Below are 26,450 nucleotides of genomic sequence, written 5' to 3' on the forward strand. Positions count from 1 at the left end.
GATCTCCGACGCAGCCGCGTTCAGGTCCGCCGTCGCCGCACGGTTCGTCCGCGCAAGATCCGAAAGCCCAGACACCATCGCGTTCAGAGTCCCCGATAGACGCCCGACCTCGTCCCGCCGGTGAAGCTGGAGCTGCCCCGACAGGTCGCCGTCGCCGACCCGTTCCACGAAGCGCATGACCGCCTCCAGGGGACGCACCACCGCGCCGCTGATGAGCCACGTGACGAGGATTGCGAGCAGCACCGACCCCGCCAGGGTCAGGTAGATCGAGAGGCGGGAGCGCTCGTAGACCTCCTGCGCGGCGCGCTGACCGATTGCCATGCCGCCGTCGAGCAGAGTCCGGAGGGTCTTGATCCCGCCCAGGAAGGGCCCCTGGAGTCGGGTGATCTCGTCGTTGCGGGCCTCCACGGCGGCCACGTCCTGCTTCGCGATCGCGGCGAACTGGGCCTCGCTCAGGGACCGGACCTCGCGGAACGCGCCCTGGACCTCGCCCGACGCGGCGGCGACCCGGTCCCAGGCGGCGCCGCGCTCCGAAGAGGCCGCGGAGGTCCGGTACTCCGCGGCGAGCTGCGCGATGGTGGCGAGGCGGCCCTCGAGCCGGTCGGCGGTCTGGCGCCAGGTTGCCAGCGTGTCGTCGGCGCGCGCCGGCCGACCCGGCACCGGGGCCTGAGTCTGCGTCAGCATCGCGATCACGGCGGTGCGGCGCAGGAGTCCGAGATCACGGGCCTCGTTCCCGAGATCGTCGAGCTCGCGCAGCACCGCCATGTCGCGCCGGACGATCGCGTCGGTGGTGTCGCGCACGGCCCCGATCTGCGCCAGCGCGTAGAAGCCGAGCGCCACGATGACCACGGTGACGGCGAAGAAGCCGAGAAGGATGCGTCGTCCGATCGAGAGGGTCACGGTCGGGGCTGACTCCGAATGGGACGAGCCGGCCGGTCAGGGCAGGACGCGGCGCAGCAGGCGGGGAAGGTCGATGACGACGAAATCGGGACGGCCGTCGTCCGCCGCTCCGGGGGCATAGCCCGAAGCGGCCGCGTTGCCCAATCCGTCGCGATCCGCGCCGTCCTGATCCGAGGACCGGACCTCGGCACGGACGATGCCCAGCACGCGGTCGACCGCGAGGGCGATGGGTCTCGCCGCGGCCGGGCCGGTTGGAGGAGGCTGCGTTCGGGATTGCAGATGGGGCTGCGCCCCGCGCAGCACGACCAGATGGCCCGAAGCCCCGTCGGGACCTGTCGCGGCATCCGGCCGGCCCAGGGCGCGGGCGAGGCTGAGCACGCCGACGATCCGCCCGGAGAGGGCGACGAGCCCGATGAGCGCCGGCACCGCACCCGGAACCGGCGTGCAGGGCCGCATCGGCAGCACCTGAGCAACCACCGACATCGGCAGCCCGTAGCGCTCGTCCTTGCAGAGGCAGACGAGATGATCGACGCCGGAAGCCGCGCGGGCCGTCCCGCCGCCGCGGCGGGCGAGGGCGGCGGCGCGCTCGACCCGCAGGTCCCGCTCGGCACGCGGATCCCACTCGGTCCGGCCGCGCGGGGGGGCCGCCTGTGTGCTCGGCCGTGGCTCCATCAGGAACTCCTCCCGCGTGTGTCTCGGCCGAGGCCGAGGCGGGCCGCCGCCGCGCCGGCCGCGATCTCGGCCGCGGAGGCACCGTCGCTCTCGGGCACCGGCCCATCCGCCGCGAGGGCTTGACTGAGGGCGACCGCGTTGTCGAGGGCGCGGGCCGCCTCGCTCGGTCGCCCCAGCGCGATCAGCAGCAGGCCGAGATGGTAGTGGGCCATCACGAAGCCCCGGTCGAGGTAGAGCGCCGCCCGCAGCGCGCGCTCGGCCTCGGCGTCGCGCCCGAGGGTGCGGGCGAGCAGGCCCTCGTAGAACCGCAGGACGGAATCGGTGGGATCCCTGTCGAGGGCGACCCGCAGCGCGCGCCAAGCGGCCGCGGTCTCACCGGCATCCGCGAGGGCGCGGATCCGGTCGAGGCCGCCGGCCTCGTCCTCGCCGGCGCGGCCGGCCTCGGGCGGCGCGTCCGGAGCGATCGGATCCGGAGCGGACACGCCGGGTGCGGTCGCGTCCGGAGCGGCCGTGTCCGGAGCGGCCGTGTCCACAGGCCCGGCCGGTCGCGGTAGCGCCGGGACGGCGGCCGAAGTGCCGTCCCCGACTGCGCCCGAAGCGCCGCCCTCCCGATCGGACGGCGCCTGTCCGGGCGCCCACGCTGCAGTCGCGGGGCTCGGGTCAGGACGGTGCGGCTGTGCGTCGGCGAGCCGGCGGTAGGCCACCGTACCGGGCAAGCTCACCGCATCGAGGAAGTTCGCGAAGGCCGGGCTGGGCTCCGCGTGCCCGAGCAGCAGCCAGCCATCCCCCCGCAGCCGGCGGCTGAGGCCGCGCACCACGGCCGCGACCGTACCGGTGTCGAAGTAGATCAGCACGTTGCGGCACAGGATCAGGTCGAAGCCGCCATCGGCGGTCCCGCCCGGCGGCACCGGCTCGGCGACCGTCAGGAGGTTGCCGCGCTCGAACCGGACGAGCGCGCGGAATTCCGGCCGCAGGGCGTAGCCGCCCTCGCGCCGGATTCCGGGGGCCGGCGGCAGGTGCGTGAAGTAGCGCAGCCTGTCCTCCGGCGGCATGGTGCGCAGGGCCCAGCGGCCGTACTCGGCGGCGCGGGCGGTGGCCAGCGCCTCGGCGCTGATGTCGGTGCCGAGGATCGTGATCCGCCAGTCGGGCAGGGCATCCCCGAGGATCTCCCGCACGAGGATCGCCAGGGAATAGGGCTCGGCTCCCGTCGAGCAGCCCGCGCTCCAGATCCGGAGGGTCCGCTCGGAGGCTCGGGCCGCGATCAGCGCGGGCAGAATCGTTCCGCGCAGGGCTTCGAACTGCTCGGCGTAGCGGAAGAAGAAGGTCTCGCCGACCGTGATCTCGGCCTCCAGGCGCGCCCATTCGGCCTCGCCCGCCGCGCCGTCCGACAGGAGGGCCGCGTACGAGGCACAATCGGGGGTGGCGGAGGCCCGGAAACGGCGGTGCAGCCGTTCGATCAGCAGGTCGTCCTTGTCGACGTAATAGTGGTGGCCGGTGCGCGCGATGATCCGCGCCTTGAGCGGCGCATAGGCGGGATCGGCGCCCGGATCGGGGCGGAGACTGCGCGGTCGCGCCATCGCGCTCAGGCGGTCCGCGGAAGTGCGGCGAGCCGCTCGGCGGCGGCTCGCGTCAGCGCCTCGACCCGCGCCGCCTCCTGAAGGGTCAGGAGGCGATCCGGCGCCAGGGCATGGACGAGGCGATCGCCGAGGACGAGTTCGGCCGCGACGCAGCCGTTGAGGCTACCGGCCTCCTCCGCCGCCCGGATCGCGGCGCCGGGCACCATCACGAGGTCGGCCGCGCGGTCGACCAGATAGGCGAGCGCCTCGCCGCGGGTCAGGACGAGATGCGCGTAGAGGCCGGGCGCCGCTCCGGCCGGACGCAGGCCCAGCAGGGCCGCGAGGTCGACCACCGGGACCGGCGTGCCGCCGAGATTGAGGAATCCGATCAGCCAGCCCCCGGCGGCTGGCGGATTGTGGAGGGCCGGAAGCGGCAGCACCTCGGCGACGGAGGCGCGGGGCAGGGCGCAGGGCGTGCCGGCCACGTCGAGGAGGAGATAGGCCGAACCGTTGCTGGCCACCGCCACCCGCTCCCCTTCTGCCCGGTCGCGGCCGGACCGGGACGGGTCGCGACATAGGCCGAGTTAACGCTCCCGGCAATCTTCGGCGTGGCCGACTGGATCCCGCGGAACCAAGTCTCGTCTGGGCCGCTTATTTTCCGACGCAGCGGCAACGCGCCTGGCGAGGTGTGGAGCTTCGCCTGCGCCGATCTACGCCAGGGATTGACGATGAGGAAACTTCTGTTGGCCGCCGCGTCGCTGACGCTTCTCGCGGGCTCCGCCTACGCCCAGGGTAACTCACCCTACAACGCCTCTGGCTCGCAGGCCGGCGGCCCGCGCGGTGGCATGGAGCGCGCCGGTGAGGCGGCCGCGATGGAGCGGGGCGTCGCCCCGGCGTCACGCCCGGTTATGCGCCGGCAGATGAAGCGCAAGCGGATGATGAAGCATCACCGCCGGATGCGCCACCACATGTAAGTGCCGCAGGGTGTGCCGCGCGAGCGGCGTCACCCGGCGCGCTCGGCCTGTCGCACCGCGGCAGGCCTTTTTTGTATCCGTACACAGCCAAACGGGCGCGACAGCCGACCGGAACGATAACGCACGGCGGCCCGTAGTTGCGGGGCCGGACCGCGCGGTTCAAGTTCGTACCAGCGTTGCCTAACCAGAAGATGTTCGAAAACGAACATCGCGCACCCGCCGGATGGCGGGTTTGCGAGCGGGAAGGCTGAAGGAAGACGCGAGGGGGAGAACCGATGTCGCGACCGCTCGACCGGAGATCCGACGACAGGATCGAGGCCAGCGGCGTCGAGGGCCGACGCAGCGCCATCGTGGCGGCGGTACGGCAGCGGGGTTTCGTCACCATCGAAACCCTGGCGGCGCAGTTCGGCGTCACTGTCCAGACCATCCGGCGCGACCTCAACGAGTTGAGCGCCGAGGGACGGCTGGAGCGCTACCGTGGCGGCGGCGGCCTCCCCTCCAGCGTGGAGAACATCGACTACGCGGACCGCCGGGTGACCCTGCTGCCGGAGAAGACCCGGATCGGCCGGCTCGCCGCGAGCCGGATCCCGTCGCACTGCTCGGTCTTCATCAACATCGGCACGACGCCCGAGGCCGTGGCGCGGGAACTGGTCCGGCACGACGACCTCAGCATCATCACCAATAATCTCAATGTCGCGCTGTCGCTCGGGGAAGCGACCGAGTTTCGCATCGTCGTAGCGGGCGGAACCGTGCGCAACCGCGACGGGGCGGTACTCGGCCAGCTGACCTGCGACACGCTCAGCCAGTTCCGGGTCGACGTGGCGGTCATCGGCATCAGCGGCATCGACGCCGACGGCGCGCTCCTCGACTACGATTACGAGGAGGTGCGGGCGACGCAGACGATCATGGCGCGGGCCCGGAAGACGTTCCTGGTGGCCGACCACACCAAGTTCACCCGCCGGCCGATGGTGCAGGTCGGGCGGCTGGACCAGATCGACACGTTCTTCACCGACCGGATGCCGCCCCCCGCGATCGTCGCATCGATGGAGCGGCAGGGCGTCACGCTGCTCGTGGCGGACGACGGCCGCGAACCGTAACGAACGTTCTTTTTTCGCTTGCGAAAGTCCGGCGAGGGTTCAATATAGTGCCAACCCGCCGCGAGGGCGGGATTGGAGGAACCATGGCGGCAGCAACGCGCCAGCGCGAGCCGTCCGACGCCTACGATCTCCTGGTCGTCGGCGGCGGCATCAACGGCACGGGCATCGCCCGGGACGCCGCGGGCCGCGGCCTGTCGGTCCTTCTGGCCGAGCGCGGGGATCTGGCCGGCTTCACCTCCTCGTCCTCGACGAAGCTGATACACGGCGGCCTGCGCTACCTCGAATATTACGAGTTCCGTCTCGTCCGGGAGGCCCTGGCCGAGCGCGAGCGGCTCCTGCGGCTCGCCCCGCACGTGATCTGGCCCCTGCGCTTCGTCCTGCCCCACGACGAGGGCCTGCGCCCGGCCTGGATGCTGCGGCTCGGCCTGTTCCTCTACGACCACCTCGCGCGGCTTCGCACGCTGCCGGGCTCGGAGGGGATCGACCTGCGCAAATCCGCGTTCGGGGCACCGTTGCAGAAGCGCCTGACGCGCGGCTTCGTCTATTCGGATTGCTGGGTCGAGGACAGCCGTCTCGTGGTGTTGAACGCCATGGACGCCCGCGAGCGCGGCGCCACGGTGCTGACCCGGACCGGCGTCGTCTCGGCCCGGCGCGAGGGTCAGGGGGAGGATGCGCACTGGGTCGCGACCCTGCGCGACGAGCGGGGCGGCGGCGAGCGCACGATCCGCGCGAAGGCCGTGGTCAACGCCGCCGGCCCCTGGGTCAGCGCCACGCTCGGCGGCACGCTCGGGATCAACAGCCGCGCGGCGGTGCGGCTGATCAAGGGCAGCCACATCGTGGTCAAGCGCCTGTTCGCGGGCGATCAGGCCTACATCCTGCAACAGCCCGACAAGCGCATCATCTTCGCGATTCCGTACGAGCGCGACTTCACGCTGATCGGCACCACCGACGTGCCCTACGACGGCGAGCCCGGGCCGGTCTCGATCTCGCAGGACGAGACAGACTACCTCTGCGGCTGCATCAACCGCTCGTTCGACACCGCGATCACCCCGGCCGACGTGGTCTGGAGCTACTCGGGCGTGCGCCCGCTCTACGACGACGCGGCCGAGAACGCGTCCGCGGTGACCCGCGACTACGTCCTCGACGTCGAGGATCAGGGCGGGCGGGCGGCGGTGCTGTCGGTCTTCGGCGGCAAGATCACCACCTACCGGCGGCTGGCCGAGCACGCGCTGGAGAAGCTGAAGCCGTATTTCCCGGCGCTCAAGAAGGCCTGGACCGGGGACGCGGTACTGCCCGGCGGAGCGATGCAGGATGCCGACTTCGACCAGTTCCTGGCCAAGCTGGAGGCGGAGAAACCGTTCCTGCCCGAGGAGACCGCCCGGCGCCTCGCCCGTGCCTACGGCACCCGCGCCCGGGACATCGTCGGGACCGCGCAATCCCTGGCGGATCTCGGCGAGGCCTTCGAGGGCGGCCTCACGGCCGCCGAGGTCGATTACCTGCGCACCGAGGAATGGGCGGTCACCGCGGACGACATCCTGTGGCGCCGCTCGAAACTCGGCCTGCGCACCAGCCCGGAGGGCGCGGCGCGGTTGGCCGCCTATCTCGACCGCCGGGCCGAGGCGGCCTGACGATTCCGGACCCGCTCCGGCGCGAGACCGGGCGGGCATAACAGGGGAGGGAACGATGAGCCGTTACGTCGGGGCCATCGACCAGGGCACCACCAGCAGCCGCTTCATCGTGTTCGACCGGGAGGGCAGCGTCATCGCGCTCGCCCAGGCCGAGCACGCGCAGATCTACCCGGCCCCCGGCCATGTCGAGCACGACGCCGCCGAGATCTGGACGAAGACGCAGGGCGTGATGCGCGAGGCGCTGGAGAAGGGCGGCCTGCAGCCCTCCGACCTCGCGGCGGTCGGCATCACCAACCAGCGCGAGACCACGCTGATCTGGGACCGGACGACCGGCAAGCCCCTCCACAACGCGTTGGTCTGGCAGGATACCCGCAACGACCGGCTGGTCGCCGAGTTCGCCCGCGACGGCGGCCGCGACCGGTTCCGCGACCTCACCGGCCTGCCGCTGGCGAGCTACTTCTCGGGCCTGAAGCTGCGCTGGCTGCTCGACCACGTGGACGGCGCCCGCGCGAAGGCCGAGGCCGGCGACGTGCTGTTCGGCAACATCGACACGTGGCTCGTCTGGAATCTCACCGGCGGCACGGCGGGCGGCCTGCACGTCACCGACGTGACCAACGCCAGCCGCACGCAGCTCATGTCGCTGAAGACCCTGGACTGGGACGACGGCATGCTGAAGACCTTCGGCATCCCCAAGGCGATGCTGCCGAGGATCGTCTCGTCGAGCGAGGTCTACGGGGAGACCAAGGCGCCGTTCGCCGGGGTGCCGATCGCCGGCATTCTGGGCGACCAGCAGGCGGCCCTGTTCGGCCAGACCTGCTTCGCGCCGGGGGAGGCCAAGAACACCTACGGCACCGGCTGCTTCGCGCTGATGAACACCGGCGAGGAGCCGGTCCCCTCGAAGGCCGGCCTCGTCACGACCCTGGCCTACCGCCTGGACGGCCAGAAGCCCGCCTACGCGCTGGAGGGCTCGATCGCCATCACGGGGGCCCTGGTGCAGTGGCTGCGCGACAACCTGCACATGATCAAGGACTCCGCCGAAGTCGAGACACTCGCCACGACGGTCGAGGACAATGGCGGCGTCTACTTCGTTCCGGCCTTCTCGGGCCTCTATGCGCCGCACTGGAACGAGGGCGCCCGCGGCCTGATCATCGGCCTGACCCGCTACGTCAACCGCGGCCACATCGCCCGCTCGGTGCTGGAGGCGACCGCCTTCCAGACCCACGAAGTGCTGGATGCGATGGCGAAGGATTCCGGCATTCCCGTCAAGGAATTGCGCGCCGACGGCGGCATGGTCGCCAACAACACGCTGATGCAGTTCCAGGCCGACATGCTCGACGTGCCGGTGGTGCGCCCGAAGGTGGCCGAGACGACGGCGCTCGGTGCCGCCTACGCGGCGGGCCTCGCGGTCGGGTACTGGAAGGGGCTCGACGACCTCAAGCGCAACTGGGGCGTCGACCAGCGTTGGACGCCGAAGATGGATGCCGGCCAGCGCGAGAAGATCGCCGCCACCTGGGCGCGGGCGGTGCAGCGGTCCTTCGACTGGAAGACCGACGAGGGTTGACGGGACCGGCGCGCAGGCCCGGCGCGCGGGCCTGGAACCGTCGCGAACCGGCCAGTCCCGGGCGCGACCTCGTCCGGAGGGCGGCGAAGCCGCCTCGCAGGAGCCTTCCAAGTATCGCGCAGCGGAGGACTCCTTAGAGGCCACCGCTGCGCGCCCGCTCCCGGGATGAGGGCACAGACGGGAGAAGGGCAGACATTCGGTGACCGCCTCCGGCGATCACGCGCTCGCACAAGCTTTGGCCACTTACAAAAAGCAGCGAACGGGGGAGACAGGACGATGACATCACCTTTCCTGGGCGAATTCCTGGGCACGATGACCTTGATCGTGCTCGGCGACGGCGTCGTCGCCGGCGCCCTGCTCAAGCATTCCAAGGGCGAGAATGCCGGCTGGATCGCCATCACGGCGGGCTGGGCCTTCGCGGTCCTCGCCGGGGTCTTCGTGGCCAACGCCACCGGCAGCGCCGACGCCCACATCAACCCGGCGGTCACCGTGGCGGGCGCCGTCAGCTCCGGCGATTTCAGCAAGCTCGCCACCTACATCCCGGCCCAGATGCTCGGCGCCTTCGTGGGCGCCGTGCTCGTCTGGCTCCACTACCTGCCGCACTGGGGCGCGACCCAGGATTCCGGCCTCAAGCTCGCCTGCTTCTGCACCGGGCCGGCGATCCGCGACGCGAAGGCCAACTGGATCTCCGAGATCATCGCGACCTTCTTCCTGATCCTGACGATCTCCGCCCTCGTGACCACGACGCTGGGCTCGGCCGGGGCGATCCCGCGGGGCGTGGCGCCCTACATGGTCGGCATGCTGGTCTGGGGCATCGGCCTGTCGCTCGGCGGCACCACCGGCTACGCCATCAACCCGGCCCGCGACCTCGGGCCGCGCGTGGCGCACGCGGTGCTGCCGATCGCCGGCAAGGGTACCTCCGACTGGGGCTACGCGCTGATCCCGGTGGCCGCGCCCCTGGTCGGGGCGGTGCTGGCCGGGCTGTTCGTCCGGGCGCTGGGGATCTGACGGAACGGCCGCACCCTCAACCGCCGCGGGGCGGCCCGGCGTCGCGGCGGTTTGCGGCGGGCGGGCTTGCACCTTAAGTCAGGGCGATCCCGACCGCGCCCAAGGGCGCCCCCCGCGGTGTGGCAGCCCCCGACCCATGGCCGTCGTCCTCGACATCCTGAAGAACGATCCGCGCACGGCGCGCCTGCGTCATCCCGAGAAGGCGCACAGGCCCGACCAGCCCGTCCAGGCCAAGAAGCCGGACTGGATCCGCGTGAAGGCGCCGGGCTCCAAGGCCTGGACCGAGACCCAGAAGATCGTGCGCGAGCACGGGCTGGTCACGGTCTGCGAGGAGGCCGGCTGCCCCAATATCGGCGAGTGCTGGGAGAAGCGGCACGCCACCTTCATGATCATGGGCGACACCTGCACGCGGGCCTGTGCCTTCTGCAACGTGCGCACCGGCCTGCCGGACGCCCTCGACGCCGCGGAACCCGAGAAGATCGGCGATTCGGTCGCCAAGCTCGGCCTGCATCACGTGGTCATCACCTCGGTGGACCGGGACGACCTCAAGGACGGCGGCGCCGCGCACTTCGCCCGCACCATCGCGGCGATCCGGCGGGCGAGCCCCGGCACGACGGTCGAGATCCTGACCCCCGACTTCCTGCGCAAGGACGGCGCCCTCGAGGTCGTGGTCGCAGCCAAGCCCGATGTGTTCAACCACAACCTGGAGACCGTGCCGGCCAAGTACCTGACGGTGCGGCCGGGCGCCCGCTACTTCCACTCGGTGCGCCTGCTCCAGCAGGTGAAGGAACTCGACCCGGCGATCTTCACCAAGTCCGGCATCATGGTCGGGCTTGGCGAGGAGCGGAACGAGGTGCTCCAACTCATGGACGACCTGCGCTCGGCCGACGTCGACTTCCTGACCGTCGGCCAGTACCTGCAGCCCTCGAAGAAGCACCACGAGGTCGTGCGCTTCGTCCCCCCCGACGAGTTCAAGACCTACGAGACCACCGCCTACGCCAAGGGCTTCCTGCTGGTGTCGGCCACGCCCCTGACGCGTTCGTCGCACCACGCGGGCGAGGATTTCGCGCGTTTGCAAGCGGCACGCCTGGCAAAACTGCCGCCCGCGCTCTCGGCCTGAGGAAATCCGACGACCATGCCGTCCTTCCGGGTCACCCGCACGGTGAAGCATTCGCCGCAGCAGATGTACGATCTCGTAGCCGACGTCGAGCGCTATCCCGAGTTCCTGCCGCTCTGCGAATCCCTGCGGGTGATCCGCCGTCAGGATATGCCCGAGGGCGGGCAGGTGCTGATCGCCGAGATGGGCGTGGGCTACAAGGCGATCCGCGAGCGCTTCACCACCCGGGTCAGCCTCGATCCGGCGAACCTCAAGATCGTCGCCGAGTATATCGACGGCCCGTTCCGGCACCTGGAGAATCGCTGGCTGTTCAAGGAGGCGCCGAACGGCGGCTGCAACGTCGACTTCTTCATCACCTACGAGTTCAAGAGCCGCACCCTGGGGCTGCTCATGGGCACGATGTTCGACCGCGCCTTCCGCAAATTCACCGACGCCTTCGAGGGGCGGGCAAACCGGATGTACGGCGCGGGGGCTTAGCCCGTCCGTCGCCGCGCGGGGACCGAAGCGAGGGCCCGTCAGGCGCGCAGCGGCACGCGCACATGCTCGGGCCGCACGCCCATGCCGATCATCCGTGCCGGCAGGACCTGCAGCCGCGGCAGCGCGTCGAGGAGGCGCAGGACCAGCGGCGCCCGGAACGGCGCGTCGGCCGCCAGCGACGCGGCGATCACCCGGGACTGGATCATCCGCTGCAGCGCCTGCGTCGCCCGCACCGGGAACATCCGCCGGGCCTGGACGCGGGCGAGATCGGCCTCGGCGAGGCGGCCCGCCCGCAGGGGCTCGGCGAGGAGGTTGGCGGCCGCCACGGCATCCTGGATCGCGAGGTTGATCCCGACGCCGCCCACCGGCGACATGGCGTGCGCGGCATCCCCGATGCAGAGCAGGCCCGGACGGTGCCAGCGCTCCAGCCGGTCGACCGTGACGGTCAGGAGCTTGACGGCGTCCCAGTCGGCGATGGCCTCGGTCCGGTCGGCCAGGAACGGCGCGATCGCCGCCACCCGCGCCCGGAAGGCCGGCAACCCCGTGGCGCGGAGCGCGGCGTCGCCGCCCTTCGGCACCACGTAGGCGCATTGCCATTCATCCCCCCGGTCGAGGGTGATCAGGATCCGCCCCGGCCCGAACCGCCCGGCCGCCGCCTCCGGGTCGCCGTCCCGGCGCGGCAGGCGGAACCACAGCACGTCGATCGGCGCGCCGAAGGCGCGGGGCGAGAAGCCGGCGCAGTCGCGCATCCGGGAGTGGCGCCCATCCGCGCAGAGCACCAGCTCGGACCGGATCTCGACCGGACCGTCCGGCCCCGCGGCGCGCACGCCCGCGATGCGGCCGTCCGTCTCGATCAGGTCCTGCGCCTCGGTCCGGCGGATCAGGCGGAAAGCCGGGTAGCGCACGGCCTCGCCGGCGAGGAAGTCCAAAAAGTCCCATTGCGGCATGAAGGACAGGAAGCGGTTCCGGGTCGGCAACCGGCTGAAATCGGCGACCCGGTAGCTGCGTCCGTTGACGACGCCCGAGAAGCTCTCGACGCGCCGCTGCGGCAGGGCGCGGAAGCGCTCGGTGAAGCCCAGCTCGTCCATCAGGTCCAGGGTCGAGGGATGGATCGTGTCGCCGCGGAAATCGCGCAGGAAATCCGCGTGCTTCTCCAGCACGGTCACGGCGATGCCGGCGCGGGCGAAGAGCAGGCCGGCCATCATCCCGGCGGGGCCTCCGCCGACGATGCAGAGGCGGGTCGTCACCGTGTCCATGCACCGCCCCTCCCGTTCCGCGATCAGGCGCCGAGCGCCTCCTCCAGCAGGCCGAGCGCGTCGGCCACGGCAGCGCGCCGGATGCCCGCGCGCCCGCGATCGCCGTAGCGCCGTTCCAGATGGCGGACACCGCCGTCCCGCAGGGCGAGCCCGAAATGCACCAGCCCGACCGGCTTCTCGGCGCTGCCACCGCCCGGGCCGGCGATCCCGGTGATCGCCACCGCGACGGTGGCTCGCGATGCGGTGAGCGCTCCGGCAGCCATCGCCCGCGCCACCGGCTCGCTGACGGCGCCGTGCTGGCGGATCAGGTCCATCGGCACGCCGATCGCCTCGGCCTTGGCCGCGTTCGAGTAGGTGACGAAGCCGCGCTCCACCACCGCGGAGGAGCCCGGCACGGCGGTGAGCAGGCCGGCCACGAGGCCGCCCGTGCAGGATTCGGCCGTGGCGATCGTGCGTCCGGCGGCCGTGTAGGCCGTCACCAGCGCCTCGGCGCGGGGGAGAAGCTCTGCGTCGTCGACCATTGCGGACGGGCTCTCCTCGGGCGGCGTCGCCCTATCTCGTGTTGTGACCCAAGGCCGGCCCCGGCTCAAGGACCGGAGCCCCGTTCGGAGATACCCGTTCCATGATCTTCCCCGCGACGACGGCCTTCTATGCCGGGCTGCTCGCCCTCGTGTATCTCGGCCTGTCGGGATGGGTCATGGCCAGCCGGGTCTCCGGGAACGTCCTGGTCGGCGACGGGGGCGACGACGCGATGCTCAAGCGCGTCCGCTCGCACGCCAACTTCTCCGAATACGTGCCGCTGGCGCTCATCGTGATCGGCCTGCTGGAGGCGGGCGGCGGCGGCCACGGATTGGTCCAGGCCCTGCTGGTCGCCCTGCTGCTCGGCCGGATCCTGCATCCGATCGGGATGTTCGCCCCCCCGAATTCCCCGCGCCAGTTCGCCTGCCGGGGCGGCGGCATCCTCCTGACCATGGCGGCGCTGGCCATCGGGGGGATCGCGCTGCTGCTGCGGGCGGCCTGAGGCGGAACGCGGCCTGCCCCCCCCCGCGACGGGGGTGGCGCTCTCCGCGGCGCCCCTCGCCGTCGCGGGCCGGCGGATCGGCGCCTATCCGGCGACCTCCGTACCGGTCGCGAGCCCCCACTCCCGACCGGAGAGGGGGTCGCTCGTCGCGTGCCCCGGCCGGGTGGCGAACGCGGGTCGTCAGCCCTGCCGCATCGCGGTCTCGGCCTGCGCGTCGAGGGCGGGACCATCCTCCTCGGGCAGGCGGATCGTCGCGGCCGCCTGGGCGGCGAGACCTTCCGCCCGGCCGACGAAGCCGAGCTTCTCGGTGGTCGTCGCCTTGATGGAGACCGCCGAGAGCGGCACGCCCGCGATGGCGGCGATGCGCGCCCGGATCTCCTCGCGATGCTTCCCGATGCGCGGGGCCTCGGCGAGGACCGTGATGTCGAGGTGGTCGATGCGGCCGCCGCGAGCGCGGACCAGCCCGCAGGCATGGGCCAGGAACTGGTCGGAGGAGGCCCCGCGCCAGCGCTCGTCGGAGGGTGGGAAATGGGTGCCGATATCGCCGTCCGCGATGGCGCCGAGCAGGGCGTCGGTCAGCGCGTGCAGCGCCACGTCGCCATCGGAATGGGCGAGCACGCCCCGGTCGGCGGGGATCTTCACGCCGCCGAGCCAGACATGGTCGCCGGTGGTGAAGGCGTGCACGTCGAAGCCGGTGCCGAGGCGGGTGACGTAGGTGGTCATGGCGCGGGCTCCCGGCGCTGGCGTTTCTGAGATCTCCGACGCGAAGGCGCGGTCCGCCTCAATCAGGTCGGCGGGCTGGGTGATCTTGCGGTTGGCGACGTCGCCCGCGAACACCACCACCGGCAGGCCGGCCCATTCGGCCAGCGCGCCGTCGTCGGTGAAACCGTCGAGGCCCTGCGCGGCGGCGTCCCGGTGGGCGCCGAGCAGCGGGCCGAACACGAAGGCCTGGGGCGTCTGCACCGCGCGCAGGTGCTCCCGGGGCGGGGTCTCGTGCACCCGGCCGATGCCGGGCGCGATGTCGACGACGCGCTTGACCGTATCGGTCACCGGCACGCCCGGCACGGCCGCGCCGTGGTCACGGCCCGCCGCGATCGCCCGGGCGATCAGCGCGGCATCCACGTAGGGGCGCGCCGCGTCGTGGACCAGCACGATCTCGGGGGCGGCGTCGCGCGCCAGGGCCTCGAGGCCGGCGCGCACGGAGAGCTGGCGCGTCACCCCGCCCTCCACCGGCTGCGTGATCTTGGCGCGGCTCTCGGGCCCGAGTTCCTCCAGGCAGCTCCGGAAGAACTCCGCCGCATCGGCGGCGATCACCGGCTGGATGCGCGCGATCGCCGCGTCCGCGGCGAGCGCCGCCAGGGTGCGGGTCAGGACCGCCTGGCCGCCGACCCGGCGGTACTGCTTGGGCGTGCCGCCGCCGATGCGGATGCCGCGGCCGGCCGCCACCACCACCGCGGCGACGCCGGCTCCCGCGCTGGCGGGTCCGTTGGCTGGCGTGCCGGTGGCGGACATGGGCGACGAACTCGCGACGGAGAGAGGGGCGCGCGGCGACCGCGCGGGACAGCAGTGCCGCCGAGAGCCTGCCGCGGAGGCTGCCCGTCGTTTAAGCGGGGGAGGATCCGAAATCAACGCGCGGCACCGCTTGCCAGCGGACCGGGTTTGCCTCATTGTTGAGCAGAATGGCGACTGATCATTATTTGAGCGCGCTGCGCCCGGAACGGCTGGTTGAAGGGGGGGCGCACCCGGCTCCGCTCTGCCTGTTGGCGCCCCTCTCGGGTGTCACCGACCTGCACATGCGCCGGATCGCCCGCCGATGCGGCGCCGACGCGGTGGTCTCCGAGATGGTGGCGGCCCGGGAACTCGCCCGGGGTGCCGGCGAGGCCGTGCTGCGCGCGGAGGGCGACGGCGTCGACCTCCACGTCGTGCAGCTCGCGGGCTGCGAGACCAGGCCGATGGCGGAGGCGGCCCGGATCGCCGAGGCGGCCGGTGCCGACGTGATCGACGTGAACATGGGTTGCCCGGCCAAGATCGTGACGGGCATTGCCTCGGGCTCTGCCCTGATGCGCGACCTCGACCACGCCGAGCGCCTGCTCGCTGCCGTGCGCAACGCAGTCGCCATACCGGTGACCGTCAAGATGCGTCTGGGCTGGGACGACGCGCACCGCAACGCCGCCGATCTCGCCGTCCGGGCCGAACGGCTGGGGCTCAACGCCGTCACGGTCCACGGCCGGACGCGGCAGCAATTCTACAAGGGTCAGGCCGACTGGGCGGCGATCCGCGCCGTGGTCGGGGCCGTGTCGATCCCGGTGATCGCCAACGGCGACGTGACCGACGTCGCCAGCGCCCGCGCCAGCCTGGACGCCTCGGGCGCCGCGGGCGTCATGATCGGACGGGCGGCGACCGGTCGCCCCTGGCTGGTCGGGCAGGTCGCCGCCGCGCTCGCCGGCCGGCCGGCCCCGGAGCCGTCGCGGACCGAGCAGGCCGCCCTCGCGGCCGAGCACTATGCGGGACTCCTGTCGCTCTACGGCCGCGACATGGGGATCCGCCACGCGCGCAAGCATCTCGCCGCCTATGCCGAGACCGGCGGGGCCCTGGAGCCGGCCGAACGCTCGGCGCTCCTCACCACCACCGATCCCGACGCCGCCCTGACCCTGTTGGGCCGGGCGTTCGCGGGCGTGGCGGACCCGGTCCGGGAGGCCGCGTGAGCGACGACACCATGCCGCCGAATCCCGGCACCCGGCGCGACACGGCCGCCGAGGCCGTCCTCAACGCCCTGCCGCTGCCGGTTCTGACCATCGACGGCGACGAGCGGATCCTCCACTGCAACCACGCCGCCGAAGCCTTCTTCGATTATTCCGCGCGGCTGATGCAGCGCCGCCGCCTGCGCGACATCATCCCGTTCGCCTCGCCCATCATCGCCCTGGTGGCCGAGGTGCGCCGCCGCGGCGCCAGCGTCAGCGAGTACCGGGTCGAGCTGACGCAGCCCCGGCTCGGGCTGGAGCGCAGCGTCGACGTCTTCGCGACCCCGCTCGGCGACGATGGCGACGCGGTGGTGATGATGCTCCAGGAGCGCACCATCGCCGACAAGATGAACCGCCAGCTCACCCATCGCGGCGCCGCACGCTCGATGGTGGCGCTCGGCGCCATGCTGGCCCACGAGATCAAGAACCCGCTGGCGGGGATCCGCGGCGCCGCGCAGCTCCTGGAGAGCACCGGCGCCGAGGAGGACCGGATGCTCACCCGGCTGATCTGCGACGAGTCCGACCGGATCGTCCGCATCGTCGAGCGCATGGAGCTGTTCGGCGACGAGCGCCCCTCCGACCGGGGCGCCGTCAACGTCCACGGGGTGCTCGATCAGGTGAAGCGCTCGGCCCAGAGCGGGTTCGCCCGGCACATCCGCTTCATCGAGACCTACGACCCGTCGCTGCCGCCGGTGCTCGGCAGCCGCGACCAGTTGATCCAGGTGATCCTCAACCTCGTGAAGAACGCCGCCGAGGCGATCGGGCCGGACGCAGTCGAAGGCGAAATCACCCTGTCGACGGCTTTCCGCACGGGCCTGCGGCTGCAGGTGCCGGGCTCGCGCGAGCGGGTCAGCCTGCCGATCGAGGTGGCGGTGCGTGACAACGGCCCGGGCATCTCGGCCGACCTGCTGCCCGACCTGTTCGACCCGTTCGTCACCACCAAGGCGCAGGGGTCCGGCCTCGGTCTTGCATTGGTGGCCAAGATCGTCGGCGATCACGGTGGCATCGTCGAGTGCGATCCCGCCCCGCGCCGCACGGCGTTCCGCATCCTTCTGCCGATGTCGAGTGCCCGGGACGGGCGCGAATCGGCGGTCGATCCGTGATGTCGATCCCCAAATCCGGCCCCCCGTCGGAGGTCTGAGTAGAGAGTCATGCCGAACGGCCACATCATCGTCGCCGACGACGACGCCGCGATCCGCACCGTGCTCAACCAAGCGCTGTCACGGGCGGGCTACGAGGTCCGCTCGACGGGCAATTGCGCGACCCTCTGGCGCTGGGTCGCGCAGGGGGAGGGCGACCTCGTCATCACCGACGTGGTGATGCCCGACGAGAACGTGTTCGACCTGCTGCCGCGCATCAAGCGGGTGCGGCCCGAGCTGCCGATCATCGTCATGAGCGCGCAGAACACCTTCATGACGGCGATCCGCGCCTCAGAGCGGGGCGCCTACGAGTACCTGCCCAAGCCCTTCGACCTGAAGGAGCTGATCGCCATCGTCGGCCGGGCGCTCTCCCGGCCGCGCGGGACCGCCCCCGCCGGGGCGCCCCCCGAGAACGAGGACATCCCGCTGGTCGGGCGCTCGCCCGCCATGCAGGAGATCTACCGGGCGCTCGCCCGGCTGATGCCCACCGATCTCACCGTAATGATCACCGGCGAGTCCGGGACCGGCAAGGAGCTGGTCGCCCGGGCGCTGCACGATTACGGCCGCCGCCGCACCGGCCCGTTCGTGCCCGTGAACATGGCCGCCATCCCGCGCGACCTGATCGAGTCCGAGCTGTTCGGCCACGAGAAGGGCGCCTTCACGGGGGCGCTCCAGCGCTCCGCCGGGCGGTTCGAGCAGGCCGAGGGCGGCACGCTGTTCCTCGACGAGATCGGCGACATGCCCATGGAGGCGCAGACCCGCCTGCTGCGCGTCCTGCAGCAGGGCGAGTACACCACGGTGGGTGGCCGGGTGCCGATCAAGACGAACGTCCGGATCATCGCGGCCACCAACAAGGACCTGCGGATCTCGATCCAGCAGGGCATCTTCCGCGAGGACCTGTTCTTCCGCCTCAACGTGGTGCCGCTGCGGCTGCCGGCCCTGCGGGAGCGGTCCGAGGACGTGCCGGATCTGGTCCGCCACTTCTTCGTCCTGGTCGAGCGCGAGGGCCTGACCCGGAAGTCGCTCGACGGCGACGCCATGGAGCGGCTCAAGCGCTACCGCTGGCCCGGCAATGTCCGCGAGCTGGAGAACCTCGTCCGGCGGCTCGCAGCCCTGTACCCGCAGGAGACGATCACCGGCCCGGTGATCGAGGCCGAGCTCGACACGCTGCCGCTGGCCGCCCCCGCGGCCCAGAACGCCAACGGCGGCGCCCGCAAGGCCGGCGGCGAATCCGAGAGCCTGTCCAGCGCGGTGGAGCGGCACCTCTCGGACTACTTCTCCGGGTACCGGGACACGCTGCCGCCCCCAGGCCTGTACCACCGGATCCTGCGGGAGATCGAGGGGCCGCTGATCGGCGCCGCGCTGGCGGCCACCCGCGGCAACCAGATCCGCGCGGCGGAGCTGCTCGGGGTGAACCGGAACACCCTGCGCAAGAAGGTGCGGGACCTCGACCTGCAGGTCTTCCGGACGGCGCGCTGAAGGCGGACATCGGTGTCCGGTCATCCCCGACCGGACACCCCGTCATCACGTATGCGCGCCGCGCTCAGGCGCCTCGGGACGAGGTCGCCGATACGGCCGGACGGTCCCGGGGAGCCCGCTCAGCGTCCCGGCAGGATCGGATCGCCCCGCATCAGCGCGTGGAGCCGCTCCGTGTCGAATCCGTTCGGGATGTTCGGCGCGGCCGGCTTCGTCGCCGGCGCGGCCTTCACGGGTGCCGGCAGCGAGCCCGTGGCGGACGGCTCGGCCCGGGCGGCGCGGACCGTCGGGGCCGGCGCCAGATGGGAGAGGCGGTCGGCGCTGACGAGGGCAACGACTGCCGTCGAGGCCAGGACCAGCACGCCGCCGAGGAGAGAAGGCAGGATACGCACGCGACGACCCGGAACGCGACTGGAGACGGCAACAGATTTACGACGCGGCCGTTAACGAAGCCCCACCTCAAGTCTTCAGGAGGCGATATTGGCCAACGTCCAGGCAACAGCCAGCGACAGCCCCTTCATCCAGGGCCGCAACGCGCGGCTCTACGGCAAGCCCGTGAGCGAATGCCCCTATCCCGAAGGGTCCGAGGAACGCGCGGCCTGGATGGAGGCCTACGAGGAGGCGGTGAACTCCGACCCGCCCGAGAAGCCGTGATCGCGGCACACGCACGATCCCGAGGCCGCGGATCCGGGCACCCGGCTTGACCTCGCCGGATGCCGGGAGCTTCGTGCGTCGCAGCGCAACCGATCGCCGAGCCCCGATGTCCCTGAAACCCTCGCCCGAGTCGAAACAGAGCTTCGCGCCCGCGACGCGCCTCGTCCATGCGGGCCGCGATCCGGGCGAGCAGCACGGCTTCGTCAACACGCCGATCTATCGCGGCTCCACCGTCCTCTACCCGACCTACGACGCGATCAAGCACCGGCGCGGGCGCTACAATTACGGGACTTCGGCGACGCCCACCATGGACGCGCTGACGAGCGCCTGGACGGAGCTCGCCGGTGCCGCCGGAACCGTGGTGACGCCCTCGGGGCTCGCGGCGCTCACGGTCGCGCTGATGGCCGCGGTCTCGGCGGGAGATCACCTCCTCGTCACCGATTCCGCGTACCGCCCGACCCGCCTATTCTGCGACGGGGTGCTGGCCCGCTACGGCGTCGCGGTGACCTACTACGACCCCCGCGTCGGGGCCGGCATCGCCGAGCTGATGCGGCCGAACACCAAGGCCGTGCTGGTCGAGGCGCCCGGTTCGCAGAGCTTCGAGATGCAGGACGTGCCGGCCATCGCCGCGGTCGCCCATGCACGCGGGGCCTGCGTGATCATGGACAACACCTGGGCGACGCCGCTGCTGTTCCCGCCGCACGAGCGCGGCGTCGACATCGCCGTCGAGGCCGGCACCAAGTACCTCAGCGGTGGCTCGGACCTGCTGATCGGCCTGACTTCGGCCAACGCGCAGTACTACCCGGCCGTGCGCCGCACCTTCGACCATTTCGCCATGTGCGCCGGCGCGGAGGACATCTTCCTGGCCCTGCGGGGCATGCGCACCATGAACCTGCGCCTGCGCGAGCACGGCCGGGCAGGACTCGAGATGGCACGGTGGCTCCAGGCCCGTCCGGAGGTGCTGCGCGTGCTCCATCCGGGCCTGCCGGAGGATCCGGGCCACGCGATCTGGAAGCGGGACTTCTCCGGCGCCTCCGGGCTGTTCGGCCTGATCCTGAAGCCGGTGCCCGAGGCCGCCGTCGCGGCGATGCTGGACGGGCTGGAGCTGTTTGGGATGGGCTTCTCGTGGGGCGGCTTCGAGAGCCTCGTGATCCCGTTCGACTGCGCCGGTTACCGCACCGCCACCCAATGGGCACCCGGCGGGCCGGCCCTGCGCATCCACATCGGGCTGGAGGATACGGCCGATCTCAAGGCCGACCTCGACGCCGGCTTCGCCCGCCTGCGGGACGCCGCGTGACGGCGCCCACCCGGCGCGGCCTGATCCAGGGCGGGGGCGCCCTCGCGCTCGCGCGGGCCTTGCCGGCGACGGCGGCCGAGGCGGACGTCACGGGCCGGCTCGCCCGCTACATGGCGGCCGCCCGGGACCAGGCCCTGCCGCCGGAGGTCCTCGCCGCCTGCAAGCACCGGATCCTCGACACCCTCGCCGCCATGGTGTCGGGCGCCCGGATGCGGCCGGGCGAGATGGCACTGACCTATGTCCGCGGCCTCGGCGGCACCGAGCAGGCGGGGGTGATCGCCTCCGGCGTCCGGACCACAACGGTCAACGCGGCGCTCGCCAACGCGATGTGCGCCCACGCGGACGAGACCGACGATTTCGAGCCGGTGACCAAGGCCCATCCCGGCTGCGCCACCGTACCGGCGGCCCTGGCGCTGGCCGAGTTGCACGGCAGTTCCGGCGCCGAGTTCGTCCGCGCCGTGGCGCTCGGTTACGACCTCTGCTGCCGCCTGCTGCTGGCCCTGGGTCCCGATCTCGTCCGCGGGACGCATCGCAGCGCCGAGGGCACCAGCTCGACCTTCGGGGCACTCGGCGGCGCCGCGTCCCTGGCGCGCCTCGACGAGCGCGGCATGCGCTTCGCGCTCTCCTACGCGGCCCAGCAGGTCTCCGGCCTGTGGAGCTGGGTACGCGACAAGGACCATGTCGAGAAGGCCTTCGATTTCGCCGGCATGGGCGCCCGCAACGGCGTCACGGCGGTCGGCATGGTGGAGGCAGGCCTGACGGGCGTCGCCGACGTCCTCGACGGCCGCCACAACCTGCTCAACGCCCTGTCCACCGCGCCCAGGCCCGAGCTGATGCTGGAGGGGCTGGGCAGCCGCTTCTTCGTCACCGAGACGGCGATCAAGACCTTCTCGGTGGGTTACCCGATCCAGTCGCCCCTCGACGCGACGCTCGCGCTGCGCAGGCAGTACGGCCTCACGCCCGAGACGGTGCGGCACATTCTGGTGAAGCTCCCCACCGATGCGGTCGGCATCGTCGGGTCGAGCGCCATGCCGGACGTGAGCTGCCAGCACCTCGTCGCCCTGGCGCTCGTGAAGGGTGCGGTTTCCTTCGCCGACAGCCACGATGCCGGGCTGATGCACGATCCCCTGATCGCCGCGCAGCAGGCCAAGGTGGAGCTGGTGGGGGATCCCGCCCTGATGGATCCGGCCGCGCCGCGCGGCGCCGTCGTGGCGATGACCCTGGCGGACGGCCGGGTCGTGGAGCACCACACCCGCCATCCGCCCGGCACGAAGGAGAACCCGCTGAGCACCGAGGCGGTGAACGCCAAGGCGCGGGACCTGATGGCGCCGGTCCTCGGGCCGGACGCGACCGAGCGCCTGATCGCCCGCGTGAACACCCTCGAGGACGTGGCCGACATGCGCGCGCTGCGCCCGTTGCTGACCGCCTGAGGCGAGGGGGGCGGCCGGGGCCAGGCGGGTTCGGTGCCGCGGAGCGGCGCCACGGCGCGGCGCACCGTTCCCTCGCCGGAAAAATCGGTCTACACGGCCGCTCCCCGAAGACGCTTACCTGCCCCGTATGCAGGACTGAGCCTGGAGACGCTTGATCCCATGCCGATTCTCACGTTCCCCGACGGCAACACGCGGGAGATCGCCGCCGGCACCACCGGCCGCGCCGTGGTCGAGGGCATCGCCAAGTCGCTGGCCAAGCGCACCGTCGCCATGGCGCTCGACGGCACGGTCGCCGACCTCGACGACCCGATCGGGCGCGACGCCCGCATCGAGTTCCTCGACCGGACGGACCCGCGCAGCCTGGAACTGATCCGCCACGATTGCGCGCACGTGCTCGCCGAGGCGGTGCAGGCGCTCTGGCCGGAGACGCAGGTCACGATCGGCCCGGTGATCGAGAACGGGTTCTACTACGACTTCTACCGCGAGACTCCGTTCACGCCCGAGGACTTCCCGACGATCGAGGCAAAGATGCGCGAGATCATCGCGCGCGACGCGCCCTTCACCAAGGAGGTCTGGACGCGCGACGACGTGCGCACCCTGTTCGCCGACCGCCAGGAGAAGTTCAAGGTCGAGCTGGTCGACGCGATCCCGCCGGGCGAGGACCTGAAGGTCTACCGGCAGGGCGACTGGTTCGACCTCTGCCGCGGCCCGCACATGACGTCGACCGGCAAGGTCGGCGCCGCCTTCAAGCTGATGAAGGTCGCGGGGGCCTACTGGCGGGGTGATTCGAACAACCCGATGCTCACCCGCATCTACGGGACGGCCTGGGCGAGTCAGGCCGACCTCGACGGCTACCTGCACCGGCTGGAGGAGGCCGAGCGCCGCGACCATCGCCGGCTCGGCCGCGAGATGGACCTGTTCCACTTCCAGGAGGAGGGGCCGGGCGTCGTCTTCTGGCACGCCAAGGGCTGGACGATCTTCCAGGAGCTGATCGCCTACATGCGCCGCCGCCTGCGCGGCGAGTACGCCGAGGTGAACGCCCCGCAGATCCTCGACAAGGCCCTGTGGGAGACCTCCGGTCACTGGGGCTGGTACCGGGAGAACATGTTCGCCGCCCAGTCCGCGGGCGAGGAGGCCGAGGACAAGCGCTGGTTCGCCCTCAAGCCGATGAACTGCCCGGGCCACGTGCAGATCTTCAAGCACGGCCTGAAATCCTACCGCGACCTGCCCCTGCGCATGGCCGAGTTCGGCGTGGTCCACCGCTACGAGCCCTCCGGCGCCATGCACGGGCTCATGCGGGTGCGCGGCTTCACGCAGGACGACGCCCACATCTTCTGCACCGAGGACCAGCTCGCCGACGAGTGCCTGAAGATCAACGACCTGATCCTCTCGACCTACGCGGATTTCGGCTTCGACCAGATCGTCGTGAAACTCTCGACCCGGCCCGAGAAGCGCGTCGGCTCCGACGCCCTCTGGGACCACGCCGAGGCGGTGATGACCCGGGTGCTGGCGCAGATCGAGGAGCAGTCGGCCGGCCGGATCCGGACCGCAATCAACCCGGGGGAGGGCGCCTTCTACGGGCCCAAATTCGAGTACGTGCTGCGCGACGCCATCGGCCGCGACTGGCAGTGCGGGACCACGCAGGTGGACTTCAACCTGCCCGAGCGGTTCGGCGCCTTCTACATCGACGCCGACGGCACGCGGAAGCCGCCCGTGATGGTCCACCGGGCGATCTGCGGTTCGATGGAGCGCTTCACCGGCATCCTGATCGAGCATTTTGCCGGGCACTTCCCCCTGTGGCTGGCGCCGGTCCAGGTGGTGGTGGCGACGATCACCGGCGAGGCCGACGCCTATGCCCGCGAGGTCGTGCGCGCCCTGGAGCGCGCGGGCCTGCGGGTCGAGGCGGATCTGCGCAACGAGAAGATCAACTACAAGGTCCGCGAGCACTCGCTGGCCAAGGTGCCGGTCCTGCTGGCGCTCGGCCGCCGCGAGGCGGAGGAGCACACCGTCTCGATCCGGCGGCTGGGCAGCCAGCAGACGCGCACGCTGTCGCTGACCGAGGCGGTGGCAGCCTTCGTGGAGGAGGCGACCACCCCGGACATCCGCCGCGCCCAGGCGGTGGCCGAGACGGTTCCGACGAGCGACACCGTCCTCGACGGCCACCACGATCCGCGCGACACGCCCTGACCGGCCTCAGCGGCACGGGCCGGTCCAGACGCCCCGAGGGATCCATGAACCGGCTCGTCCTCGTCCTCGTCCTGGCGGCGCTCGCCACCGCCGCCGCGGCGCAGGAGCGGGTCGCCACCCGGACCCTGTCCTGCGCGGCGCTGCAGGCCCGTGTCGCACGGGACGGTCACGTCGTCCTGGCGACGAGCGAGACGGCCTACGAGACCGTCCATCTGGATGCGGGCGCGTGCCGGAACGACGAGACGGCGGCCCCGGCCTTCGCGCCGGCCGCGGACGCGCCGTCCTGCCTAACCGGCTGGCGCTGCCGGCAGCGCAACAGCGATAGCGGCCAGCGCTGAGGCGCGCCGGCTCAGGTCATTGCGCCTTCTCGTGCTCTCCGAGGCCGACCGCCCGGTAATCGTAGCTCGGGTAGAACTCGGTCCGGTACGCGCCCCACGCGGTGTCTTCGAGGACGCGGTTGATCTCGCGGAGGCGGGTGGCGGGCAGCCGCAGGGTGATGATCTGCCCGATGCCCATGACGACGTTCCAGGAGACGACCTCGATCCCCGGCGGCGGGAATGCCTTGTAGAAGCCCTGCTTGGCGAGCTGTGCGTTCAGCTCCGCCAGCGGACGCGACTGGTCGTGCCGGAGGAAGACCGTCAGCAGCACGGCGGTGTCCGCCGTCGGCGCGGCCGAGCCCACCTGCGGCGGGGCCGTGGTCTGCGCGGTCGCCGCCCGGTCGGCGGCCGTCAGAACCGAGATCGAGACCGCAAGCGCTCCGAGCGCACCGATTGAACGTCGCATCCGATCTCCCTCGCCGATCCACCCGCCGCGCGCCGGCCCGACGACAACGCAGCCGGGCGGCGCGCTATCCCGGACGAGAACCCGGACGGGACCGCCTCAGCCGGGCTCGATGTCGTAGGATAGCCGCAGGCGCAACCGGACCGCCCCCTGCGCGTCGCGCACGGCGATGACGAAATCCTGCCGCTCCAGCGGATCCGTCAGGCCCTGCGCGAGGCGGGTCATCATCCGGACCGCCTGGGTCCGCGCCGCGGCGAGATCAGGAAGATCGAAGCCATCATGGTCACGAACGAGGTTGGCGCCGTCGTGGAGATCGATGAAAAAGCGGGGCACGGGCTTCTGCTCGGCGAGCGCGTCGGCCCGCATAACTGCATCTCCGCTGTTTCTACGTAGTTTCCACGGGCCCGCAATCGCGTGTCGACCCTGTCGCACCACGGGAGGACTCGATCTGTCAGGCGCCCGCGCGACGCGGGCAGGTCCGCCGCGCCGGGCAGCGGTCGCGCGTCACAGGCTGCGTGTGGTGACCCCGAGCGCCAGCAGGACGTAGGCGCCGATGAAGAACCATTGCCGGTGCGTCACGACCGTACGCCCGACCATGGGGATCCGCGTGTACAGGCTGGCGACGGCGAGGCCGATCAGCACGGCCGATACCAGGAACGTGAGCAGGCGCGGGGCGGAGAGCGTGGGCATGCGCCATGCTCACGCCGACACGCTTACCGGACCGTTACCGATCCAGCCCCGGGACGAGGGGCCGGTTGGACGTGAGCGGTCCCTTGGAACCCGGAAGCAATCCGGCCTCGGCCAGCCACAGGGCCATGATGGCTCCGGCGATGAGGGTGGCCAGCGAAGCCAGGCGTCCCGTCCATCGCCGCAGGACGAACATCGCGACCACGACGGCCAGGAAAGCGATGAGAAGCGCGAGCAGAAGCATCGTCGAGCCATGCCATGAACGGACCCGCGCGTCACCGAAGCCGGAGCGCCGGTCCCCGGATCGCACAGACCGGGTCCTCAGGTGCTCTGCAGGATCGCCGCGGGACAGGGACGCGTCCCCGATCGGTCTACACAACAGAAACAGACCACCAGTCGACGGATTTCACCGCGGCCGCCCGGAGAAGGTCTCGCGATGGATTTGCCAGAAATACCCGTCCCCGCGCGCCCACGGGCATACCAAACATGCACGGAATGCTGGCGGTTGAATGTTTTTGTAACTTGCATTCAGCGGACGGAAGTAGCAAATCGCAGGAGAGGGGCACACTAGGAATCTTGAAGTGACAGAAGAAACAGCCGGGCCCAATCCGAATTTCATCGAGCTGGCCGGTGATATCGTAGCCGCCTACGTGTCGAACAATCCGGTGCCGGCCGCCGAGCTGCCGGCGCTGATCGCCCGGGTGCACGGGGCGATCGCCGGCCTCGTCTCCGGCACGCTGACGGCCGAGACCGGCGGCGCGGCGGCCCAGGTCGAGGTCGACAAGCCGGGCG

At 71.6% G+C, this 26,450-nt stretch carries 29 protein-coding genes; 17 read left to right on the plus strand and 12 right to left on the minus strand.

The genetic code is table 11. The annotated features are described in order from the left end of the window. The 4 genes from MFF58_RS28345 to MFF58_RS28360 form a co-directional block, all read right to left on the minus strand. Positions 1–900 (minus strand): HAMP domain-containing protein (locus MFF58_RS28345; protein ID WP_238293163.1); only part of this gene is annotated, 900 nt, incomplete at its 3' end. Positions 901–936: 36 nt separating this feature from the next. Then, the gene (locus MFF58_RS28350; RefSeq protein WP_238293165.1) at positions 937–1,572 is read right to left on the minus strand and encodes a chemotaxis protein CheW; all 636 of its coding nucleotides are present in this window, start codon (positions 1,570–1,572) and stop codon (positions 937–939) included. After that, positions 1,572–3,149, minus strand: coding sequence for a CheR family methyltransferase (locus MFF58_RS28355; protein WP_238293167.1), 1,578 nt, complete (start codon positions 3,147–3,149; stop codon positions 1,572–1,574). Before MFF58_RS28355 ends, MFF58_RS28350 begins: the two co-directional genes overlap by 1 nt. Positions 3,150–3,154: 5 nt before the next feature. Then, positions 3,155–3,649 carry a chemotaxis protein CheW gene (locus MFF58_RS28360; protein WP_238293169.1) on the minus strand — a complete coding sequence of 165 codons (495 nt, stop codon included), beginning with the start codon at positions 3,647–3,649 and terminating at the stop codon, positions 3,155–3,157. 207 nt (positions 3,650–3,856) lie between these two features. On the opposite strand from MFF58_RS28360, the gene MFF58_RS28365 reads away from it, so the two are divergent. The 7 genes from MFF58_RS28365 (at position 3,857) to MFF58_RS28395 (ending at position 10,990) form a co-directional block, all read left to right on the plus strand. Continuing rightward, positions 3,857–4,102 (plus strand): hypothetical protein, encoded by a 246-nt coding sequence (locus tag MFF58_RS28365; protein ID WP_039894330.1) that lies wholly within the window; start codon positions 3,857–3,859, stop codon positions 4,100–4,102. Positions 4,103–4,377: 275 nt separating this feature from the next. Then, the gene (locus MFF58_RS28370; protein ID WP_238293171.1) at positions 4,378–5,199 is read left to right on the plus strand and encodes a DeoR/GlpR family DNA-binding transcription regulator; all 822 of its coding nucleotides are present in this window, start codon (positions 4,378–4,380) and stop codon (positions 5,197–5,199) included. Positions 5,200–5,282: 83 nt separating this feature from the next. Beyond that, positions 5,283–6,827 carry a glycerol-3-phosphate dehydrogenase gene (gene glpD, locus MFF58_RS28375; protein WP_238293172.1) on the plus strand — a complete coding sequence of 515 codons (1,545 nt, stop codon included), beginning with the start codon at positions 5,283–5,285 and terminating at the stop codon, positions 6,825–6,827. 55 nt (positions 6,828–6,882) lie between these two features. Then, a complete protein-coding gene (glpK, locus tag MFF58_RS28380) occupies positions 6,883–8,388 on the plus strand; it encodes a glycerol kinase GlpK (protein ID WP_238293173.1) in 1,506 nt (501 codons plus the stop codon). A 276-nt stretch (positions 8,389–8,664) separates the two neighbouring features. Then, positions 8,665–9,396: an MIP/aquaporin family protein gene (locus MFF58_RS28385; protein WP_238293175.1), complete on the plus strand. Its 732-nt coding sequence runs from the start codon at positions 8,665–8,667 to the stop codon at positions 9,394–9,396. Positions 9,397–9,532: 136 nt separating this feature from the next. Further along, the gene (gene lipA, locus MFF58_RS28390) at positions 9,533–10,516 is read left to right on the plus strand and encodes a lipoyl synthase (protein ID WP_238293177.1); all 984 of its coding nucleotides are present in this window, start codon (positions 9,533–9,535) and stop codon (positions 10,514–10,516) included. Positions 10,517–10,531: 15 nt separating this feature from the next. Next, on the plus strand, positions 10,532–10,990 hold the full coding sequence (locus MFF58_RS28395) for a type II toxin-antitoxin system RatA family toxin (RefSeq protein ID WP_238293179.1): 459 nt from the start codon (positions 10,532–10,534) through the stop codon (positions 10,988–10,990). 38 nt (positions 10,991–11,028) lie between these two features. Here the strand turns inward: MFF58_RS28395 and MFF58_RS28400 are convergent, their stop codons facing one another. Further along, on the minus strand, positions 11,029–12,246 hold the full coding sequence (locus MFF58_RS28400; RefSeq protein WP_238293181.1) for an FAD-dependent oxidoreductase: 1,218 nt from the start codon (positions 12,244–12,246) through the stop codon (positions 11,029–11,031). A 23-nt stretch (positions 12,247–12,269) separates the two neighbouring features. Further along, positions 12,270–12,767, minus strand: a complete 498-nt coding sequence (locus tag MFF58_RS28405; RefSeq protein WP_238293183.1) for a CinA family protein — start codon at positions 12,765–12,767, stop codon at positions 12,270–12,272. A gap of 101 nt (positions 12,768–12,868) precedes the next feature. Between MFF58_RS28405 and MFF58_RS28410 the strand changes: the two genes are divergently transcribed. After that, the gene (locus MFF58_RS28410) at positions 12,869–13,267 is read left to right on the plus strand and encodes an MAPEG family protein (RefSeq protein WP_238293185.1); all 399 of its coding nucleotides are present in this window, start codon (positions 12,869–12,871) and stop codon (positions 13,265–13,267) included. A gap of 180 nt (positions 13,268–13,447) precedes the next feature. On the opposite strand, the gene MFF58_RS28415 is transcribed toward MFF58_RS28410, so the two are convergent. After that, entirely contained in the window at positions 13,448–14,779 is a 1,332-nt protein-coding gene (locus tag MFF58_RS28415; protein ID WP_238293187.1) for a bifunctional 2-C-methyl-D-erythritol 4-phosphate cytidylyltransferase/2-C-methyl-D-erythritol 2,4-cyclodiphosphate synthase, read from the minus strand. A gap of 167 nt (positions 14,780–14,946) precedes the next feature. On the opposite strand from MFF58_RS28415, the gene dusB reads away from it, so the two are divergent. The 3 genes from dusB to ntrC are packed head-to-tail and all read left to right on the plus strand — an operon-like array spanning position 14,947 to position 18,626. Beyond that, positions 14,947–15,972: a tRNA dihydrouridine synthase DusB gene (gene dusB / locus MFF58_RS28420; protein ID WP_238293189.1), complete on the plus strand. Its 1,026-nt coding sequence runs from the start codon at positions 14,947–14,949 to the stop codon at positions 15,970–15,972. A gap of 11 nt (positions 15,973–15,983) precedes the next feature. Further along, complete coding sequence (locus MFF58_RS28425) at positions 15,984–17,111, plus strand: two-component system sensor histidine kinase NtrB (protein ID WP_238293214.1); 1,128 nt, start codon at positions 15,984–15,986, stop codon at positions 17,109–17,111. 48 nt (positions 17,112–17,159) lie between these two features. Next, a complete protein-coding gene (ntrC, locus tag MFF58_RS28430; protein ID WP_238293192.1) occupies positions 17,160–18,626 on the plus strand; it encodes a nitrogen regulation protein NR(I) in 1,467 nt (488 codons plus the stop codon). 119 nt (positions 18,627–18,745) lie between these two features. Here the strand turns inward: ntrC and MFF58_RS28435 are convergent, their stop codons facing one another. Continuing rightward, positions 18,746–19,015, minus strand: a complete 270-nt coding sequence (locus MFF58_RS28435; protein WP_238293194.1) for a hypothetical protein — start codon at positions 19,013–19,015, stop codon at positions 18,746–18,748. A gap of 88 nt (positions 19,016–19,103) precedes the next feature. On the opposite strand from MFF58_RS28435, the gene MFF58_RS28440 reads away from it, so the two are divergent. From MFF58_RS28440 to MFF58_RS28460, 5 genes are all read left to right on the plus strand, one after another. After that, positions 19,104–19,277, plus strand: coding sequence for a ribosome modulation factor (locus MFF58_RS28440; RefSeq protein WP_238293196.1), 174 nt, complete (start codon positions 19,104–19,106; stop codon positions 19,275–19,277). A 106-nt stretch (positions 19,278–19,383) separates the two neighbouring features. Then, the gene (gene metC / locus MFF58_RS28445) at positions 19,384–20,574 is read left to right on the plus strand and encodes a cystathionine beta-lyase (RefSeq protein ID WP_238293198.1); all 1,191 of its coding nucleotides are present in this window, start codon (positions 19,384–19,386) and stop codon (positions 20,572–20,574) included. Further along, complete coding sequence (locus MFF58_RS28450; RefSeq protein WP_238293200.1) at positions 20,571–22,004, plus strand: MmgE/PrpD family protein; 1,434 nt, start codon at positions 20,571–20,573, stop codon at positions 22,002–22,004. The genes metC and MFF58_RS28450 overlap by 4 nt, the downstream gene beginning before the upstream one ends. 159 nt (positions 22,005–22,163) lie before the next feature. Beyond that, entirely contained in the window at positions 22,164–24,191 is a 2,028-nt protein-coding gene (gene thrS / locus MFF58_RS28455; protein ID WP_238293202.1) for a threonine--tRNA ligase, read from the plus strand. A 44-nt stretch (positions 24,192–24,235) separates the two neighbouring features. Beyond that, positions 24,236–24,529 (plus strand): hypothetical protein, encoded by a 294-nt coding sequence (locus MFF58_RS28460; RefSeq protein WP_238293204.1) that lies wholly within the window; start codon positions 24,236–24,238, stop codon positions 24,527–24,529. Positions 24,530–24,545: 16 nt separating this feature from the next. Here the strand turns inward: MFF58_RS28460 and MFF58_RS28465 are convergent, their stop codons facing one another. From MFF58_RS28465 to MFF58_RS28480, 4 genes are all read right to left on the minus strand, one after another. Next, positions 24,546–24,974, minus strand: a complete 429-nt coding sequence (locus tag MFF58_RS28465; RefSeq protein ID WP_238293206.1) for a hypothetical protein — start codon at positions 24,972–24,974, stop codon at positions 24,546–24,548. 96 nt (positions 24,975–25,070) lie between these two features. Continuing rightward, entirely contained in the window at positions 25,071–25,304 is a 234-nt protein-coding gene (locus MFF58_RS28470) for a DUF6894 family protein (protein WP_238293216.1), read from the minus strand. A gap of 171 nt (positions 25,305–25,475) precedes the next feature. Beyond that, positions 25,476–25,661, minus strand: coding sequence for a hypothetical protein (locus MFF58_RS28475; protein ID WP_238293208.1), 186 nt, complete (start codon positions 25,659–25,661; stop codon positions 25,476–25,478). Positions 25,662–25,695: 34 nt separating this feature from the next. After that, positions 25,696–25,902: a hypothetical protein gene (locus tag MFF58_RS28480; protein ID WP_238293210.1), complete on the minus strand. Its 207-nt coding sequence runs from the start codon at positions 25,900–25,902 to the stop codon at positions 25,696–25,698. 337 nt (positions 25,903–26,239) lie between these two features. On the opposite strand from MFF58_RS28480, the gene MFF58_RS28485 reads away from it, so the two are divergent. Next, positions 26,240–26,450, plus strand: a 211-nt coding sequence (locus MFF58_RS28485) for a MucR family transcriptional regulator (protein WP_238293212.1), incomplete at its 3' end; no start/stop codon positions are given.

The organism is Methylobacterium longum (genome assembly GCF_022179385.1).
Classification (GTDB): domain Bacteria; phylum Pseudomonadota; class Alphaproteobacteria; order Rhizobiales; family Beijerinckiaceae; genus Methylobacterium; species Methylobacterium longum.

Excerpts from the sequence above, each read along its gene's own strand:
- MFF58_RS28410 (WP_238293185.1), top strand. The coding sequence starts at position 12,869 with ATGATCTTCCCCGCGACGACGGCCTTCTATGCCGGGCTGCTCGCCCTC.
- MFF58_RS28415 (WP_238293187.1), bottom strand. The coding sequence starts at position 14,779 with ATGTCCGCCACCGGCACGCCAGCCAACGGACCCGCCAGCGCGGGAGCC.
- MFF58_RS28425 (WP_238293214.1), top strand. The coding sequence starts at position 15,984 with ATGCCGCCGAATCCCGGCACCCGGCGCGACACGGCCGCCGAGGCCGTC.
- glpD (WP_238293172.1), top strand. The coding sequence starts at position 5,283 with ATGGCGGCAGCAACGCGCCAGCGCGAGCCGTCCGACGCCTACGATCTC.
- MFF58_RS28475 (WP_238293208.1), bottom strand. The coding sequence starts at position 25,661 with ATGCCCACGCTCTCCGCCCCGCGCCTGCTCACGTTCCTGGTATCGGCC.
- ntrC (WP_238293192.1), top strand. The coding sequence starts at position 17,160 with ATGCCGAACGGCCACATCATCGTCGCCGACGACGACGCCGCGATCCGC.
- MFF58_RS28460 (WP_238293204.1), top strand. The coding sequence starts at position 24,236 with ATGAACCGGCTCGTCCTCGTCCTCGTCCTGGCGGCGCTCGCCACCGCC.
- MFF58_RS28395 (WP_238293179.1), top strand. The coding sequence starts at position 10,532 with ATGCCGTCCTTCCGGGTCACCCGCACGGTGAAGCATTCGCCGCAGCAG.
- MFF58_RS28350 (WP_238293165.1), bottom strand. The coding sequence starts at position 1,572 with ATGGAGCCACGGCCGAGCACACAGGCGGCCCCCCCGCGCGGCCGGACC.
- MFF58_RS28465 (WP_238293206.1), bottom strand. The coding sequence starts at position 24,974 with ATGCGACGTTCAATCGGTGCGCTCGGAGCGCTTGCGGTCTCGATCTCG.
- MFF58_RS28385 (WP_238293175.1), top strand. The coding sequence starts at position 8,665 with ATGACATCACCTTTCCTGGGCGAATTCCTGGGCACGATGACCTTGATC.
- MFF58_RS28355 (WP_238293167.1), bottom strand. The coding sequence starts at position 3,149 with ATGGCGCGACCGCGCAGTCTCCGCCCCGATCCGGGCGCCGATCCCGCC.
- MFF58_RS28480 (WP_238293210.1), bottom strand. The coding sequence starts at position 25,902 with ATGCTTCTGCTCGCGCTTCTCATCGCTTTCCTGGCCGTCGTGGTCGCG.
- lipA (WP_238293177.1), top strand. The coding sequence starts at position 9,533 with ATGGCCGTCGTCCTCGACATCCTGAAGAACGATCCGCGCACGGCGCGC.
- MFF58_RS28365 (WP_039894330.1), top strand. The coding sequence starts at position 3,857 with ATGAGGAAACTTCTGTTGGCCGCCGCGTCGCTGACGCTTCTCGCGGGC.
- MFF58_RS28370 (WP_238293171.1), top strand. The coding sequence starts at position 4,378 with ATGTCGCGACCGCTCGACCGGAGATCCGACGACAGGATCGAGGCCAGC.
- metC (WP_238293198.1), top strand. The coding sequence starts at position 19,384 with ATGTCCCTGAAACCCTCGCCCGAGTCGAAACAGAGCTTCGCGCCCGCG.
- MFF58_RS28400 (WP_238293181.1), bottom strand. The coding sequence starts at position 12,246 with ATGGACACGGTGACGACCCGCCTCTGCATCGTCGGCGGAGGCCCCGCC.
- dusB (WP_238293189.1), top strand. The coding sequence starts at position 14,947 with ATGGCGACTGATCATTATTTGAGCGCGCTGCGCCCGGAACGGCTGGTT.
- glpK (WP_238293173.1), top strand. The coding sequence starts at position 6,883 with ATGAGCCGTTACGTCGGGGCCATCGACCAGGGCACCACCAGCAGCCGC.
- MFF58_RS28405 (WP_238293183.1), bottom strand. The coding sequence starts at position 12,767 with ATGGTCGACGACGCAGAGCTTCTCCCCCGCGCCGAGGCGCTGGTGACG.
- thrS (WP_238293202.1), top strand. The coding sequence starts at position 22,164 with ATGCCGATTCTCACGTTCCCCGACGGCAACACGCGGGAGATCGCCGCC.